This window comes from Pseudomonas sp. MIS38 (assembly GCF_019891575.1).
GTDB classification, from domain to species: Bacteria; Pseudomonadota; Gammaproteobacteria; order Pseudomonadales; family Pseudomonadaceae; genus Aquipseudomonas; species Aquipseudomonas putida_A.
In genome coordinates this window covers 373,534-386,768 of the sequence record NZ_JAFLXF010000001.1, presented here as the reverse complement: position 1 = coordinate 386,768, position 13,235 = coordinate 373,534, and the positions used below count along the sequence as shown (strand labels likewise).

Here is a 13,235-nt window from a genome sequence, read left to right as displayed (position 1 = left end):
TTTTAGATTTACTGCTATATGTTCTAACGAACGAATTGCGCTTACATCTTGTAATACTTGCGGGGCCGAACACTTCCGTCATGACAGCCATAGAATCTGCTTTTCTGAATCTGGCTTATCCTCCGCGGCTCGATCTGGGGCCGCAGCTCACTCACGAACAACTTCTCGCTTCCATGCAATCGACCATGGCGCGCCACAAGGGCGGCCCGGTGTGGCTGTTCGCCTACGGGTCGCTGATCTGGCGCCCGGAATGTACGGCGGTGGAGCGGGTGCGCGGCCGCGTCCATGGCTACCACCGCGGCCTGTATTTGTGGTCGCACGAGCATCGGGGGACGCCGGAAATGCCCGGGCTGGTATTTGGTCTGGATCGCGGCGGTTCGTGCAGCGGCTTCGCCTATCGGCTGCCGGAAGAGAACCTCGACGCTGCGCTGTACGCGCTATGGAAACGCGAGATGCCGTTCCCGTCCTATCGCCCGCACTGGCTGAACTGCCGGCTCGAAGATGGCAGTCAGGTGCAGGCGTTGGGGTTTGTTCTGGAGCGACACCTGCCCAGCTATGCCGGCAACTTGCCGGATCACGTGCTGAGTCAGGTGTTCGAAAGCGCTTGCGGGCGTTACGGCACCACTCGCGATTATGTCGAGCAGACCGCCCACGCCCTGCGCAGCCACGCCATGCCGGATCGAAATCTGGAGGCGCGGCTCAAGCGCTGTCAGTCAAAAGCCGATCAGGCGACGGCTTCGCGGCTCTGACTGGCGACTTGCTTGTGCCACAGGGTCGGGGCCAGGAAGGCCATCGACAGCAGGCAAGCGCCCACCAGCAGGACAAAACCACCGTTCCAGCCGAAGTGGTCAACGGTGTAGCCCATCGCCGCACTCGCCGCGACCGAACCACCCAGGTAACCGAACAGACCGGTGAAGCCCGCAGCCGTGCCGGCGGCTTTCTTCGGTGCCAGTTCCAGCGCCTGCAGGCCGATCAGCATCACCGGGCCATAGATCAGGAAGCCGATCGAGAACAGCGCGATCATGTCCACCGTCGGGTTGCCGGCCGGGTTCAGCCAGTACACCAGCGTCGCCACGGTCACCAGCGCCATGAACACCATGCCGGTCAGGCCACGATTGCCACGGAAGATCTTGTCCGACATCCAGCCGCACAGCAGCGTGCCCGGAATGCCCGCCCACTCGTAGAAGAAATAGGCCCACGAGGTTTTATCCACGGTGAAACCTTTGGCTTCTTTCAGGTAGGTCGGCGCCCAATCCAGTACGCCGTAGCGCAGCAGGTAAACGAACACGTTGGCCATGGCGATGTACCAGAGCATTTTGTTGCGCAGCACGTATTTGACGAAAATTTCCTTGGCGCTGAATTCGTCTTCGTGGCTGGCGTCGTAGCCTTCCGGGTAATCGTTCTTGTACTTCTCGATCGGCGGCAGGCCGACCGATTGCGGGGTGTCACGCATGGTGATGAAGGCAAACACCGCCACGCCCAGCGCCACCGCTGCCGGAACGTAGAAGGCTGCGTGCCAGTCATTGAACAGGCCCATGCCGATCAGGAACAGCGGGCCGATCAGACCGCCACCGACGTTATGCGCCACGTTCCACACCGAAACCACGCCGCCACGTTCCTTCTGCGACCACCAGTGCACCATGGTGCGTCCGCTCGGCGGCCAGCCCATGCCCTGGGCCCAGCCGTTGATGAACAGCAGGATGAACATCATGGTCACGCTGGAAGTCGCCCACGGCGCGAAACCGAAAATGAACATCACCCCGGCCGACACCAGCAGGCCGAATGGCAGGAAGTAGCGCGGGTTGGAACGGTCGGACACCAGGCCCATCAGGAACTTCGACAGCCCGTAGGCAATGGCGATGGCCGACATCGCCAGACCCAGATCGCCACGGCTGTAGCCTTCGTCGATCAGGTACGGCATGGCCAGCGAGAAGTTTTTGCGCAGCAGGTAGTAACCCGCGTAGCCAAAGAAGATACCGGCGAAGATCTGCCAGCGCAGGCGTCGGTAAGTACTGTCTATTTTTTCTTCAGGCAATGGAGCCTGATGTGCGGCAGGACGAAAGAAAGCAAACATTCAAGAGCTCCAGATTTCTTGTTTTGACTGCGGATGCGAATGTTACAGTTTCGTTACCGAAAATAGCACCGGTTCGCATCGGCAAAACAGCGGAAAATGTTGGAAGTCGCACGTTCTTTTACGAACCTGTCGCTCAGCTGTAAGAACAGGGCGTTTTCACCACTTATCTACATGGAGTGACTTAGACTCGCGGCCCGTTCAGCCGATTGATCAGCCGAGATAAGCAATGTCACTGAAGGTTCGCATGTTGGTGCCGAGATTTTTGGTGGCAGCGGGACTAGCCGTCGTGTTGCTGGCATTGATCGTCACCGATCATCCTTCTCATTCCGGCCTGCGCAACGCCACGGTGCTGATCATTCGGCATGCGGAAAAACCGGATACAGGATCGGTGCTCAATGCCCGAGGCGAGCAACGCGCCGCCGCCTACGTCGACTATTTCAATCCGCTGAAACTCGACGGCCAGACACTCACGCCCCAGCGTTTGATCGCTGCCGGCGATACCCCGGAAAGTTCGCGCTCACGCCTGACCCTGACCCCGCTGGCCCAGCGCCTGAACCTTGCGATCGAGCAGCCCTTCGTCAATGGCGATCTGCATCAACTGGTCAAACTGTTGCGCAAGAGCAATCAGGCGCAGACGGTGCTGATCGCCTGGCATCACGGCCATATCAATAAACTGCTCAAAGCCTTTGGCGGCGACCCCATAGCCCTGATGGGTCAGGAAAAATGGCCGGATGAGGTCTTCGACTGGCTGATCGTCCTGCGCTTCGATGACAAGGGCCGGCTGATTCCGTCGCGCAGTCTGAAGGTGCAGGAGCACTTGTTGTCGGGCGACTCTGCCGGGCCGAACGGCGGCTAAACGTCCGTCAGAAAATTTACCTGCCGTCATTTGCCCAGCGGTTTCGTCGGATTTCCCATCGGGATCAGGAAATGTCCTGCATTCAATAGCGAAGCTGCGCCATTCAGTTAAAAGACAGTGCTCCGTAAACTTTCTGTTGTTGCCGGACAGGCATCTCAATAGGGAAGGGGCGCGATCATGCGGTGGTTTTTTGCAGGGCTTTTATTGACGATCTTCAGTCTTGCACTGGCGGCAGAAGGGTTACTCATACCTGAAAACAACCCGCAGCCGATTTACCCGAAGAGGTTGTCCAGGGCAGGGGTCGAAGGCGAGGTCAGGGTCAGCTTTATCGTCAAGGCGGATGGCTCGGTCAGCGCAATCGACATCGTGCAAAGTGATCACCCCGATCTGGCTGAGGCGGTCAAAGACGCCATAACACAGTGGCGCTTCAGGCCCTGGACGGTTGAAGACGGTCGGCCTGCGGAACAGCCCATCGTGGCGCCGATGCTCTTTCGATTGGCGAGGGATCAGCCGATCGACATCAACCAGTGGCTGAAGTCAGTAAAGTGTCGCGTCATCAATGACGGTTTCAGGAACAGGCCTGAGCACGCCTGGGTCGACGCAGAAGTGTTTAATTACACCCGTGCTTACGTTTCCAACGTGATTCTCAAGAGTCAGTTGGCCGATGAACAACGTCTGGCAATCATCGCCAAGATGAACCGGCGCGTACCGATGATCGTCAGAGGCTGCCGGGAAGCTCCTATGCGTAGCTACATGAGTTTTCTGCCGGGAGAGGTTCGTGAGTTGCTTTGATAGCCAGCGACGCTGTGTTGCTGCCTGGCGCGAATCAGGCCGGCTCCGAGAGGTCACCGGCCAGAAAACACTCAGCGCACCTGCACCACCACCTTGCCCACCGCCTTGCGCTGGCCCAGATCGTTGATCGCCTGCGCCGCATTGCTCAGCGGGTACACCTGCGACACCAGCGGTTTCAACTTGCCCTCGGCGAACCAGCCGAACAGTTGCTGGAAGTTCGCCGCGTTGTCCTGCGGCTGACGCTGGGCAAAGGAGCCCCAGAACACGCCGAGTACCGCGGCGCCCTTGAGCAGGGCGAGGTTGACCGGCAGTTCGGGAATGCGACCGCTGGCGAAGCCGACCACCAGCAGGCGACCGTTCCAGGCGATGGCGCGGATGGCCTGATCAAACAGGTCGCCGCCGACCGGGTCGTAGATCACGTCGGCGCCCTGGCCGTCGGTGAGGCGTTTGATTTCGTCCTTGAGGCTGCTTTCGCTGTAGTTGATCAGTTCGTCGGCACCGGCGGCCTTGGCCACGGCGAGTTTCTCTGCACTGCTGGCGGCGGCGATGACCCGGGCACCCATGGCTTTGCCGATTTCCACCGCCGCCAGGCCCACGCCACCGGAGGCGCCGAGCACCAGCAGGGTCTCGCCCGGTTGCAGGTTGGCCCGTTGCTTGAGGGCGTGCATCGAAGTGCCGTAGGTCATGCTGAACGCGGCGGCGGTGTTGAAATCCATCGACGGCGGGATCGGCAGCACGTTGTAACCCGGCACCGCGACCTGTTCGGCGAAGCTGCCCCAGCCGGTCAGGGCCATGACCCGGTCGCCGACTTTCAGGTGGCTGACTTTCTCACCGACGGCGCTGACCACGCCGGCCGCTTCGCCCCCCGGCGAAAACGGGAAGGGCGGCTTGAACTGATACTTGCCCTCGATGATCAGCGTGTCCGGGAAGTTGACCCCGGCGGCGTGCACCTCCAGCAGGATTTCGTTCTTCTTCGCGACAGGACTGGCGACGTCTTCCAGCACCAGCGATTCGGCAGGGCCGAAGGCTTTGCACAGCACGGCTTTCATCAGGGCTATTCCTTTGGGAGTGATGGCCGATAAGTGTAGGTGTGTCAGTCAACGGGTCAACGAGCATGCCCGGCCCTGATAGTCAGCCATAAGCTTGTGCTTGCGCGGCGGGTCGTTATGCTAGGCCGCAAACCGGATAAGGAGCGAATTGTGAAAGCGTGGATCATGTTGTTGCTGGCCCTGTCTCTGCCTGTGGCAGCGCTGGCCGAAGAAGCCAAAGAAGGCGAGGCGCCGAAGGTCAACTACATCACCCTGAGCCCGCCGTTCGTGGGCAATTACGGGCTGGACGGCACGCCGAAGCTGAAGGTCTACAAGGCCGACGTGGCGCTGCGTGTGACCGGCGAAGAGGCGACCAAACTGGTCAAGGCCAACGAGCCGCTGATCCGCAATCAACTGGTGGCGCTGTTCACTCAGCAGACCACCGAGGCGATGGGCAGCATCGAAGGCAAGGAAAAGCTGCGTCAGGAAGCCCTGAAGCAGACCCAGCAAGTGATGAATGACGAGACCGGCAAACCGGTGGTTGAAGATCTGTTGTTCAACAACCTGATCATTCAGTAACCACGCTGGCCGCTGTTCAGGACGCCAGGCTTTTGCGAAAGCGCGCCAAGGCGATAACGAAGAACAGCAGGCCGATGGCCGTCAGCGCCAGCAAGTCCGGCCAGACCACGCTCAGCCCGGCATCGCGAAACAGAATCGCGGCGCTGAGGCTGACAAAGTGTGTGGACGGCGAGCCCTGCATGACCCATTGCAGCCACTGCGGCATGCTGTCCAATGGCGTGCTGCCGCCGGACAGCAGCAACATCGGGATGATCACCGGAATCGCCAGCAGGCCGAACTGCGGCGTCGAACGCGCCAGCGTCGCCAGAAAGATGCCCAGCGCGGTACTGGCAAACAGATAAACCGCAGTCACCAGCAAAAACAGGCTCATCGAGCCGGCCAACGGCACATCCAGCAGGCCTTTGACCACCACCTCCAGCGACAGCCAGGTGCACAACACCACCACCAGCAGGTTGCTCCAGATTTTCGCCAGCATGATTTCCAGGGCCGTCAGCGGCAGCACCAGCAAATGGTCGAGCGTGCCGTGTTCGCGTTCGCGCAGCAGCGCCGTGCCGGTGAGGATGATCGCCAGAATAGTGATGTTGTTGACGATCTGAATCACCGCCAGAAACCAGCCGCCCTCCAGATTGGTGTTGAACAGGGCGCGAGTAGTCAGTTGCACGGGTGCCTTGGCCGCTGCACCGCCCTGACCGGCATAGTCGAGCAATTCGCGCTGGAAGATCCGGCCGATGTAGCCGGCGCCCATGAACGCCTGGCTCATCGCTGTGGCATCGACGTTGACCTGAATCGCCGGTTGCCGCGCGGCGAGCAAGTCGGTTTGAAAGCCCGCCGGAATATTGATCACGAAGGTGTACTCACCGCTGTCCATGACCTGATCCAGTTGCGCATAAGGCAGCAGCACCGGCGTCTGGAATTCCGGCGGCTGCAGGGCCTGGGCCAATTGGCGTGAGAGGGCGCTGTGGTCTTCGTCGACGATGGCCACGCTGGCGTTGTGCACGCCGATCACCGAACCGGCGGCGGGCATGTAAATCGCCACGGTGAAGGCGTAGAACAGGAACAGCAGCAACACGCTGTCATGGCGCAGGCTGGTCAGTTCCTTGAGTCCCAGGCGCAGGATGTGCGCGAACTTGTGCATCAGGCCTCCTGCTTTTTCAGCATGATCAGGCTCAGCCCGGTGAACCCGACAAAGAACCCGAACAGCGCCAGGCACTGTGGCCACAGTTGACGCAAGTCCAGCGCTTTGGTGAACGTACCCACCGCGATGTCGAGGAAGTGCCCCGCCGGAAACAGCATGCCCATCACTGCTGCCGCACCTTCCAGCGACGAGCGCGGCACGATCAGCCCGGAGAACTGGATGGTCGGCAGGCTGGTGATGATCATGGTGCCGAGGATCGCGGCGATTTGCGTGCGGGTGAATGCCGAAATCAGCAGGCCCATGCTGGTGGTCGCCAACACATACAGCAGTCCGCCGAATGCCAGTGTCAGCAGGCTGCCCTTGAACGGCACGCCGAACAGCCAGCGATTCATCGCCACCAGCAGCGCCAGATTGACCAGACTGACCAGCAGGTACGGCGCCTGTTTGCCCAGCAGAAACTCCAGACGGGTCAGGGGCGTGGCGTAGAAATTGGTGATCGAGCCCAACTCCTTTTCGCGCACGATGCCCAGCGCCGTGAGCATCGCCGGAATAAAGGCGAGAATCAGCGCCATGACCCCGGGGCCGATAGCGTTGACGCTGACCACGTCCTGGTTGTAGCGAAAGCGGGTTTCCAGGCTGGCGGCCGCCGGGTGGGCCAGCGCGGGGCTGCTCTGCTGGGCCAGCTGTTGCAGATTGCCCAGGTGCACGGCTTCAACATAGTTACGGCTGGTTTCGGCGCGAAACGGCATGCCGCCATCCAGCCACGCCGCCACAGCGGGTTGGCGCCCGGCGTACAGATCGCGGCCGAATCCGGGGGGAATCTCCAGCGCCAGTTTGATTTCCGAGCGTTGCAGGCGCCGGTGCAGTTCCTGCGGGTCATGAATGGCCGGCTGTTCGTCGAAGTACCGGGAGCCGCGAAACGCCTCCAGATAAGCTCGGCTTTGCGGTGTCTGATCCTGGTCGTACACGGCAAACGCGAGGTTTTCCACGTCCAGCGAGATGCCGTAGCCGAAGATCACCATCATGAAAATCGCCCCGGCCAAGGCGAACGCCATGCGCACTTTGTCGCGCAACAGCTCCTTGCCTTCGCGACTGGCCACGGCCAACAGGCGACCGAGGCTGAAACCGTGACGGGGCAGCGGTGTTGTCGCTGCGCTCGGCGGCGCCATTTGCGGTTCGGCCACAGGCGCTGATGGCTGAGCGTCCTGAGCCTGTTCCAGGCAAGTGACGAAGGCCGCTTCCAGCGTCTCGCCGGCAAACTGGCGTTGCAGCGCCGCCGGGGTGTCGCAGGCGAGGACCTTGCCGGCGTGCATCAGCGAGATGCGGTCGCAGCGCTGCGCTTCGTTCATGAAATGCGTGGAGAGGAAGATCGTCACGCCCTGTTCGCGGGACAACTCGATCAACAGTCGCCAGAAATCATCACGGGCTGCCGGATCGACGCCGGAAGTCGGCTCATCGAGGATCAGCACTTCCGGGCGGTGCAGCACCGCCACCGCCAGTGACAGACGCTGGCGCAGCCCCAATGGCAACGCCCCGGATGGTTGGTCGGCTACAGCGAGCAGATTGAAGCGCTGAATCAACGCCTCGATGCGTTGTGCGCTCTCGGTTTTGGGCAGGTCGAACAGCCGCGCGTGCAGTTCGAGGTTCTGCCGCACACTGAGTTCGCCATACAGCGAAAAACTCTGCGACATGAAGCCGACCCGCTTGCGCGTGGCCAGATCCTTGGCGTTCACCGGGTTGCCGAGCAGCGTCGCACTGCCTTCGCTGGCCGGCATCAACCCGGTCAGGACTTTCATGGTGGTGGTCTTGCCGCAACCGTTGGAGCCAAGAAAGCCGAAAATCTCGCCACGCCCAATGGCAAAACTGACGTGATCCACAGCGGTGAAGTCGCCGAAGCGCAGCGTCAGGTCGTGGGCTTCGATGGCGATGTCGCTGCTGTTGCCGGTGCGCGGTGGAATCACCAGCGGCTGAGCGTCATGCTGGCTGTCACCCTGAAAATGGGTGAAGGCGTCATCGAGTTTGGCGCTGGGGGTGACGTTCGCCAGCTCGCGGCTCAGGCCGGTGGCGATCAATTTGCCGGCGTCGAGCATCAGGCAATGCTCGAACTGTTCGGCTTCTTCCATATAGGCCGTGGCGACCAGCAGCGTCAGTTGCGGGCGCTGGCGTCGCACATCGTCGACCAACTCCCAGAAGCGCCGGCGCGAGAGCGGGTCGACGCCGGTGGTCGGCTCATCGAGGATCAGCAGATCCGGTTCATGGATCAGCGCGCAGCACAGCCCGAGTTTCTGCTTCATGCCGCCGGACAACTTGCCGGCGGGGCGCTCGGCGAACTTCAGCAGATCCGTGGCGAGCAACAGGCTGTGCATGCGCTGCTCGCTTTCAGCCTTGGACAGGCCGAACAGCGTCGAGAAGAACTGGATGTTCTCGCGGATCGACAGCTCCGGGTACAGGTTGCCGCCCAGCCCCTGCGGCATGAAGGCGATGCGCGCATAGAGTGTGTCGCGATGCCGGCGATCCTCGATCGCGCCACCGAGCACGTCCAGTTGCCCTTGCTGCAAGGTCTTCACGCCGGCAATCAACCCCAGCAGGCTGGATTTGCCGGCGCCATCGGGGCCGATCAGCCCGCAGCGCTTACCGGCGGGCAGGCTGAAGGCGATATCGCTCAGCGCTTGCTGTTTGCCGTAGCGGTGCGCGATACCGTTCGCTTGAACCGCAAGGCCGCTCATTGCAGATTGGCCGGCCATTCGACGGGCGCGATCCGCACGTAGCCGGCCCCGGGCATGCCGGGTTTGGCCTGCGGCACGGCGCTGGGCTGAACCAGGCGCAGCTTGACGCGGAACACCAGTTTTTGCCGCTCGTCGCGGGTCTCGACCTCTTTGGGAGTGAACTGCGATTTGGCTGCGACGAAGCTGATTTTTGCCGGCAGCGGGTTATCGGGCAAGGCATCGAGCAGCACGCGAGCCTCATCGCCCACCGCCAGGCGCCCAGCCACCGCGGCTGACAGATAGAGGTTCATGTACTGGTCGTTGGGATCGATCAGCAGCAGCACGCGACCACCGGCCCCCAGCACTTCGCCGGGCTCGGCCATGCGCAGCTGGATCACGCCATCAATCGGCGCGCGCAGACTGCTGTCGTCAATTTCACTGGTCAACTGTGCGACTTGAGCCTGTGCCGCGCCAATCGCCGCACTGACAGCAGACACCTGGGCCCGGGCGGCGACAACGGCAGCGTTGCCAGTGCCGATGCGTGACTGCAACTGATCGATGATCTGCGCGCTGACGTAACCGTGCTTGAACAGTGATTGCGAGCGGCCGAGTTCTTGCTGGGCCAGCAGCAGTTCACTCTGGCGCAATTGCACGTTGGCCTGAGCGGCGTTGAGATTCTCCCGGGCGCGCAACACTTCGGCTTCGGCCTGATTGCGCTGGGCTTCGAGGGTGCGGGTGTCCATACGCGCCAGCAGTTGGCCCTTGCTGACCTTGTCGCCTTCGTCGACCAGTACTTCGGCGAGGCGCCCGGGAGTCTTGCTGGCGATCTGCACTTCGGTGGCTTCCAGCCGCCCGTTGCCCATCGACAGTCCTTCGACCAGGCGGCTGCTGATGGACATCCAGTAACCGAGGCCGCCAGCGACGGCGAGTAATACCAGGAGCGAACCGGCGTATAGAAGTGAAGAACGGCTGTGCGTCGACATGGGGGCATCCTGCGGCAGTGGCTTGCAGTCTGACTGTTCAAGCGTTCCATTCGCTTGATGTCAGTCAAATGAGCGTCAAGCCTAGCCCCTTTTGTCGGTAAAAACCGTGACCGGCAAGTTCTCAGCGCAAGCCGAGCACGGCGGCCCACTGTTCGGCCGTCACCGGCATCACCGACAGGCGACTGCCTTTTTGCACCAGCGGCATTTCGGCCAGCGCAGTCTGCTGTTTCAGGTAATCGAGCTTCAGCACCCGGGCAAACGTCTCGACGTGTGCCACATCAATCGCACTCCAGGCGTTTTTCTCGGGTGTGGCCTTCGGGTCGAAGTAATGGCTCTCGGGTTCCAGTGCGGTGGGATCCGGGTACGCCGCCTCGATTATTTTGCCGATTCCGGCGATACCCGGCTCCGGGCAACTGGAGTGGTAGAAAAAGAACTCATCGCCCACCGCCATCGCCCGCAGGAAATTGCGCGCCTGATAGTTGCGAACCCCGTCCCAGCGCGCTTTGCCGAGTTTCTCCAGATCTTTGATCGAGAGTTCGTCGGGCTCGGATTTCATCAGCCAATAGGCCATGTCTTTTGCTCCTCAAGCGGTGATTGGGCAGGTTGTCGGGCAATTTTATGACAAACCGACGGTCGGTTGACGTCAGCGTTTGCGCCCGGGTTCACGTTGTCGCAAAATGCCGGCCTTTAAAGCTTGACGCTGCTGCACGGCCTACGAACGGAAACCGCTGCTGTCATCGTGATGATGTGCCTTGAGGGGGGCAATCGATGAAACGCAAACCGGATTTGCTATGGACTTTGGTTATTTTGTTCGGCCTTGGTGTCGTGACCACCGGTTACGCGCAAAGTCTGTGGACGAGCAAGACCGATGCTCCGGTTGAAGTCGCGCAACAGGTCCAACAGTCGACCGCCTTCAAACGCTGAAACTGCCTTCCCGACGCCGCTGATCTGCGCGGCGTCTATCCCGCGAAATACCACGCTTTATCGGTGACCGTGCCCTGCAACGGTACATCCCAGCTGGCCTGCGCCAGGCGTTCGACCTTCTGACATTCATGGGCCAGGCCCAGCAACGTCGGCTTGCGCCAGTTCTTGCGCCGGGCCAGGTACGCCAGACTGCGATCGTAGAATCCGCCGCCCATCCCCAGGCGTCCGCCAGCATCGTCAAACCCCACCAGTGGCAACAACACCAGATCCAGGGTCCAGATCTTGCGCTGATGGGCCAGATTGGCTCGTGGTTCGAGAATGCGGAAGCGGTTGGGCTTGAGCTTGTCGCCGGGGCGAATCCGCTGGAACACCATTTTGGTTCGCGGCCAGGCGCTGAGCACCGGCAGGTAGGTGGCCTTGCCGCGACGCTGGGCTTCACGCAGCAGCAGGCGCGGGTCGATTTCACCGTCGGTGGGCAGATAAAGCGAAATATGTCGGGCCCGGCGGAAGTGCGGGTCTTGCGCCAGTTGGCGGAACAGGCCTTTGGCGGCCTGCCGCTGTTCACCGGGAGTCAGTGAACGACGCGCCTTGCGCAGCAGGCGGCGGAGTTGCGGGCGGGGCAGCAGCGCAGGTTCGGTCATGGTTCGGCTTCGGCAGGTGAGGGCGAAAACGCACGCATAAAAAATCCGATGCCGGCAAAAACCGGCATCGGATTCGAATCAGGCTCCCCGGATGAACCGCTGTCAACTTAGCCCTTGAACCCGAAAGTTCAAGGTGGAAGATGCAGTAGACTTTAAGGCTTTCCGTCTGGCGGACATGCACACCAGCCCAACGTGCAACTTCCAGGGTAGTGCGAATCGGCTCAGGGACATCGTCAACTGGCAAGCACCCCAGGGAGTGCCGCGAGTATACCTCAAGCGGCCTGGCGAATCAGCCCTTGCTGATGTCCGGATCGTCGGCCAGCACCAGATCGACACGATCGAGCAAGTCGCGCACCTGTTCACGGGTCGAGCCGCTGGCCTGGATGTCCGGGCGCTCTTCTTTGTGCAAGAGGTCGTGGGTGATGTTCAGCGCGGCCATTACCGCAATACGGTCGGCGCCGATGACTTTGCCGCTGCTGCGGATCTCGCGCATCTTGCCGTCCAGGTAGCGGGCGGCGCTGACCAGATTGCTGCGTTCTTCCTGGGGGCAGATGATCGAATATTCTTTGTCGAGGATCTGCACGGTAACGCTATTGCTTGAACTCATGAGTCTTGCTCCAGGGCCTTGAGGCGCGAAATCATCGATTCGACCTTACGCCGGGCGATTTCGTTTTTTTCAATGAGGTGAGCGCGTTCCTCGCGCCAGGTCTTTTCCTGAGCTAGTAAGAGTGCGTTTTGACTCTTTAGTTGCTCGACTCGGCTAATCAGCTTTTCGAGTCTGGCCATCAGCGCTTGCAGGTCGGTGTCTTCCATTGTGTCCACTGAATTCATCTGATGGGCGGCAGGCGCCTGGCTGGCGGACAGCCTTTAATAGTCTTGGCGAGTCTGTCGATGTAGGATACAAGGCCTTCATTCTAGACATAGCGCCGTCTGGCGCCTAGCTGCCCATGACCATTGCGAATTCCCCGTATCAAGCCTTTGCCACCCTGCTGACGTCCAGCGGCCACAACGTCTCGCCTGCCGAACTGCACGGCCTGCTGCTCGGCCGCAGCTGCGCCGGTGCCGGCTTCAACGCCGACGAGTGGCTGATCGATGCCGCCGAACTTCTGGAAAACGAGCCACAGGACAACGTCCGCAACGCCCTGATCGGCCTGCAAGAGATGGTCAAGGGTGAGTTGACCGGTGACGACGTCACCGTCGTTCTGCTGCTGCCGACCGATGACGCGCCCCTGGCCGACCGCGCCGCCGCACTGGGCCAATGGTGCCAGGGCTTCCTCAGCGGTTTCGGCCTGAACTGCCGCGACAGCAGCATGCTCAGCACTGAAGCCACCGAAGTGCTGCAGGATCTGGCGGCGATCTCCCAGGTGCAAGACGCTCTGGAAGAATCCGAAGACGGCGAAAGCGACTACATGGAAGTCATGGAATACCTGCGCGTCGCGCCGCTGCTGCTGTTCTCGGAAACCAAGAAAGCCGACGTGCCGCCAGCCGCCAAGCCGTCGCTGCATTAATCGCGTGCCA

General features: G+C 61.2%; 15 protein-coding genes and 1 other RNA gene. 6 read left to right on the top strand and 10 right to left on the bottom strand.

Annotated features, from left to right (window positions below; genetic code table 11):
- Positions 1–80: 80 nt before the first annotated feature.
- On the top strand, positions 81–749 hold the full coding sequence (locus J1G18_RS01730) for a gamma-glutamylcyclotransferase (RefSeq protein ID WP_098966192.1): 669 nt from the start codon (positions 81–83) through the stop codon (positions 747–749).
- Here the strand turns inward: J1G18_RS01730 and glpT are convergent.
- On the bottom strand, positions 725–2,074 hold the full coding sequence (gene glpT / locus J1G18_RS01725; protein WP_027610481.1) for a glycerol-3-phosphate transporter: 1,350 nt from the start codon (positions 2,072–2,074) through the stop codon (positions 725–727). The genes J1G18_RS01730 and glpT overlap by 25 nt on opposite strands.
- A 226-nt stretch (positions 2,075–2,300) precedes the next feature.
- Here glpT and J1G18_RS01720 point away from each other — a divergent pair, with 226 nt between their 5' ends.
- Positions 2,301–2,930, top strand: a complete 630-nt coding sequence (locus tag J1G18_RS01720) for a flagellar basal body-associated protein FliL (protein WP_223007001.1) — start codon at positions 2,301–2,303, stop codon at positions 2,928–2,930.
- A gap of 177 nt (positions 2,931–3,107) precedes the next feature.
- The gene (locus J1G18_RS01715; protein WP_223007000.1) at positions 3,108–3,722 is read left to right on the top strand and encodes an energy transducer TonB; all 615 of its coding nucleotides are present in this window, start codon (positions 3,108–3,110) and stop codon (positions 3,720–3,722) included.
- 71 nt (positions 3,723–3,793) lie between these two features.
- Here the strand turns inward: J1G18_RS01715 and J1G18_RS01710 are convergent, their stop codons facing one another.
- Positions 3,794–4,771: an NADPH:quinone oxidoreductase family protein gene (locus J1G18_RS01710; protein WP_098966187.1), complete on the bottom strand. Its 978-nt coding sequence runs from the start codon at positions 4,769–4,771 to the stop codon at positions 3,794–3,796.
- A 150-nt stretch (positions 4,772–4,921) separates the two neighbouring features.
- On the opposite strand from J1G18_RS01710, the gene J1G18_RS01705 reads away from it, so the two are divergent.
- Complete coding sequence (locus J1G18_RS01705) at positions 4,922–5,329, top strand: flagellar basal body-associated protein FliL (RefSeq protein ID WP_027610485.1); 408 nt, start codon at positions 4,922–4,924, stop codon at positions 5,327–5,329.
- Positions 5,330–5,345: 16 nt separating this feature from the next.
- On the opposite strand, the gene J1G18_RS01700 is transcribed toward J1G18_RS01705, so the two are convergent.
- From J1G18_RS01700 to J1G18_RS01685, 4 genes are all read right to left on the bottom strand, one after another.
- Positions 5,346–6,464: an ABC transporter permease gene (locus J1G18_RS01700; protein WP_210556363.1), complete on the bottom strand. Its 1,119-nt coding sequence runs from the start codon at positions 6,462–6,464 to the stop codon at positions 5,346–5,348.
- Positions 6,464–9,190, bottom strand: a complete 2,727-nt coding sequence (gene rbbA / locus J1G18_RS01695; RefSeq protein WP_223006999.1) for a ribosome-associated ATPase/putative transporter RbbA — start codon at positions 9,188–9,190, stop codon at positions 6,464–6,466. Before rbbA ends, J1G18_RS01700 begins: the two co-directional genes overlap by 1 nt.
- Positions 9,187–10,152, bottom strand: a complete 966-nt coding sequence (locus J1G18_RS01690) for an HlyD family secretion protein (RefSeq protein ID WP_098966184.1) — start codon at positions 10,150–10,152, stop codon at positions 9,187–9,189. The genes rbbA and J1G18_RS01690 overlap by 4 nt, the downstream gene beginning before the upstream one ends.
- Before the next feature lie 121 nt (positions 10,153–10,273).
- On the bottom strand, positions 10,274–10,723 hold the full coding sequence (locus tag J1G18_RS01685; protein ID WP_003229310.1) for an EVE domain-containing protein: 450 nt from the start codon (positions 10,721–10,723) through the stop codon (positions 10,274–10,276).
- A gap of 197 nt (positions 10,724–10,920) precedes the next feature.
- Between J1G18_RS01685 and J1G18_RS01680 the strand changes: the two genes are divergently transcribed.
- A complete protein-coding gene (locus tag J1G18_RS01680; RefSeq protein WP_003229308.1) occupies positions 10,921–11,076 on the top strand; it encodes a hypothetical protein in 156 nt (51 codons plus the stop codon).
- A gap of 35 nt (positions 11,077–11,111) precedes the next feature.
- Here the strand turns inward: J1G18_RS01680 and J1G18_RS01675 are convergent, their stop codons facing one another.
- The 4 genes from J1G18_RS01675 to J1G18_RS01660 form a co-directional block, all read right to left on the bottom strand.
- Positions 11,112–11,717 (bottom strand): 5-formyltetrahydrofolate cyclo-ligase, encoded by a 606-nt coding sequence (locus J1G18_RS01675; RefSeq protein WP_003229306.1) that lies wholly within the window; start codon positions 11,715–11,717, stop codon positions 11,112–11,114.
- Between the two features lie 80 nt (positions 11,718–11,797).
- Positions 11,798–11,976, bottom strand: a non-coding RNA gene (ssrS, locus tag J1G18_RS01670) — 6S RNA.
- 30 nt (positions 11,977–12,006) lie between these two features.
- Complete coding sequence (locus J1G18_RS01665) at positions 12,007–12,324, bottom strand: cell division protein ZapA (protein WP_007967943.1); 318 nt, start codon at positions 12,322–12,324, stop codon at positions 12,007–12,009.
- Complete coding sequence (locus J1G18_RS01660; protein WP_047597101.1) at positions 12,321–12,530, bottom strand: TIGR02449 family protein; 210 nt, start codon at positions 12,528–12,530, stop codon at positions 12,321–12,323. The genes J1G18_RS01665 and J1G18_RS01660 overlap by 4 nt, the downstream gene beginning before the upstream one ends.
- Before the next feature lie 134 nt (positions 12,531–12,664).
- Between J1G18_RS01660 and J1G18_RS01655 the strand changes: the two genes are divergently transcribed.
- Positions 12,665–13,225, top strand: a complete 561-nt coding sequence (locus tag J1G18_RS01655; protein WP_098966178.1) for a YecA family protein — start codon at positions 12,665–12,667, stop codon at positions 13,223–13,225.
- Positions 13,226–13,235: the final 10 nt, after the last annotated feature.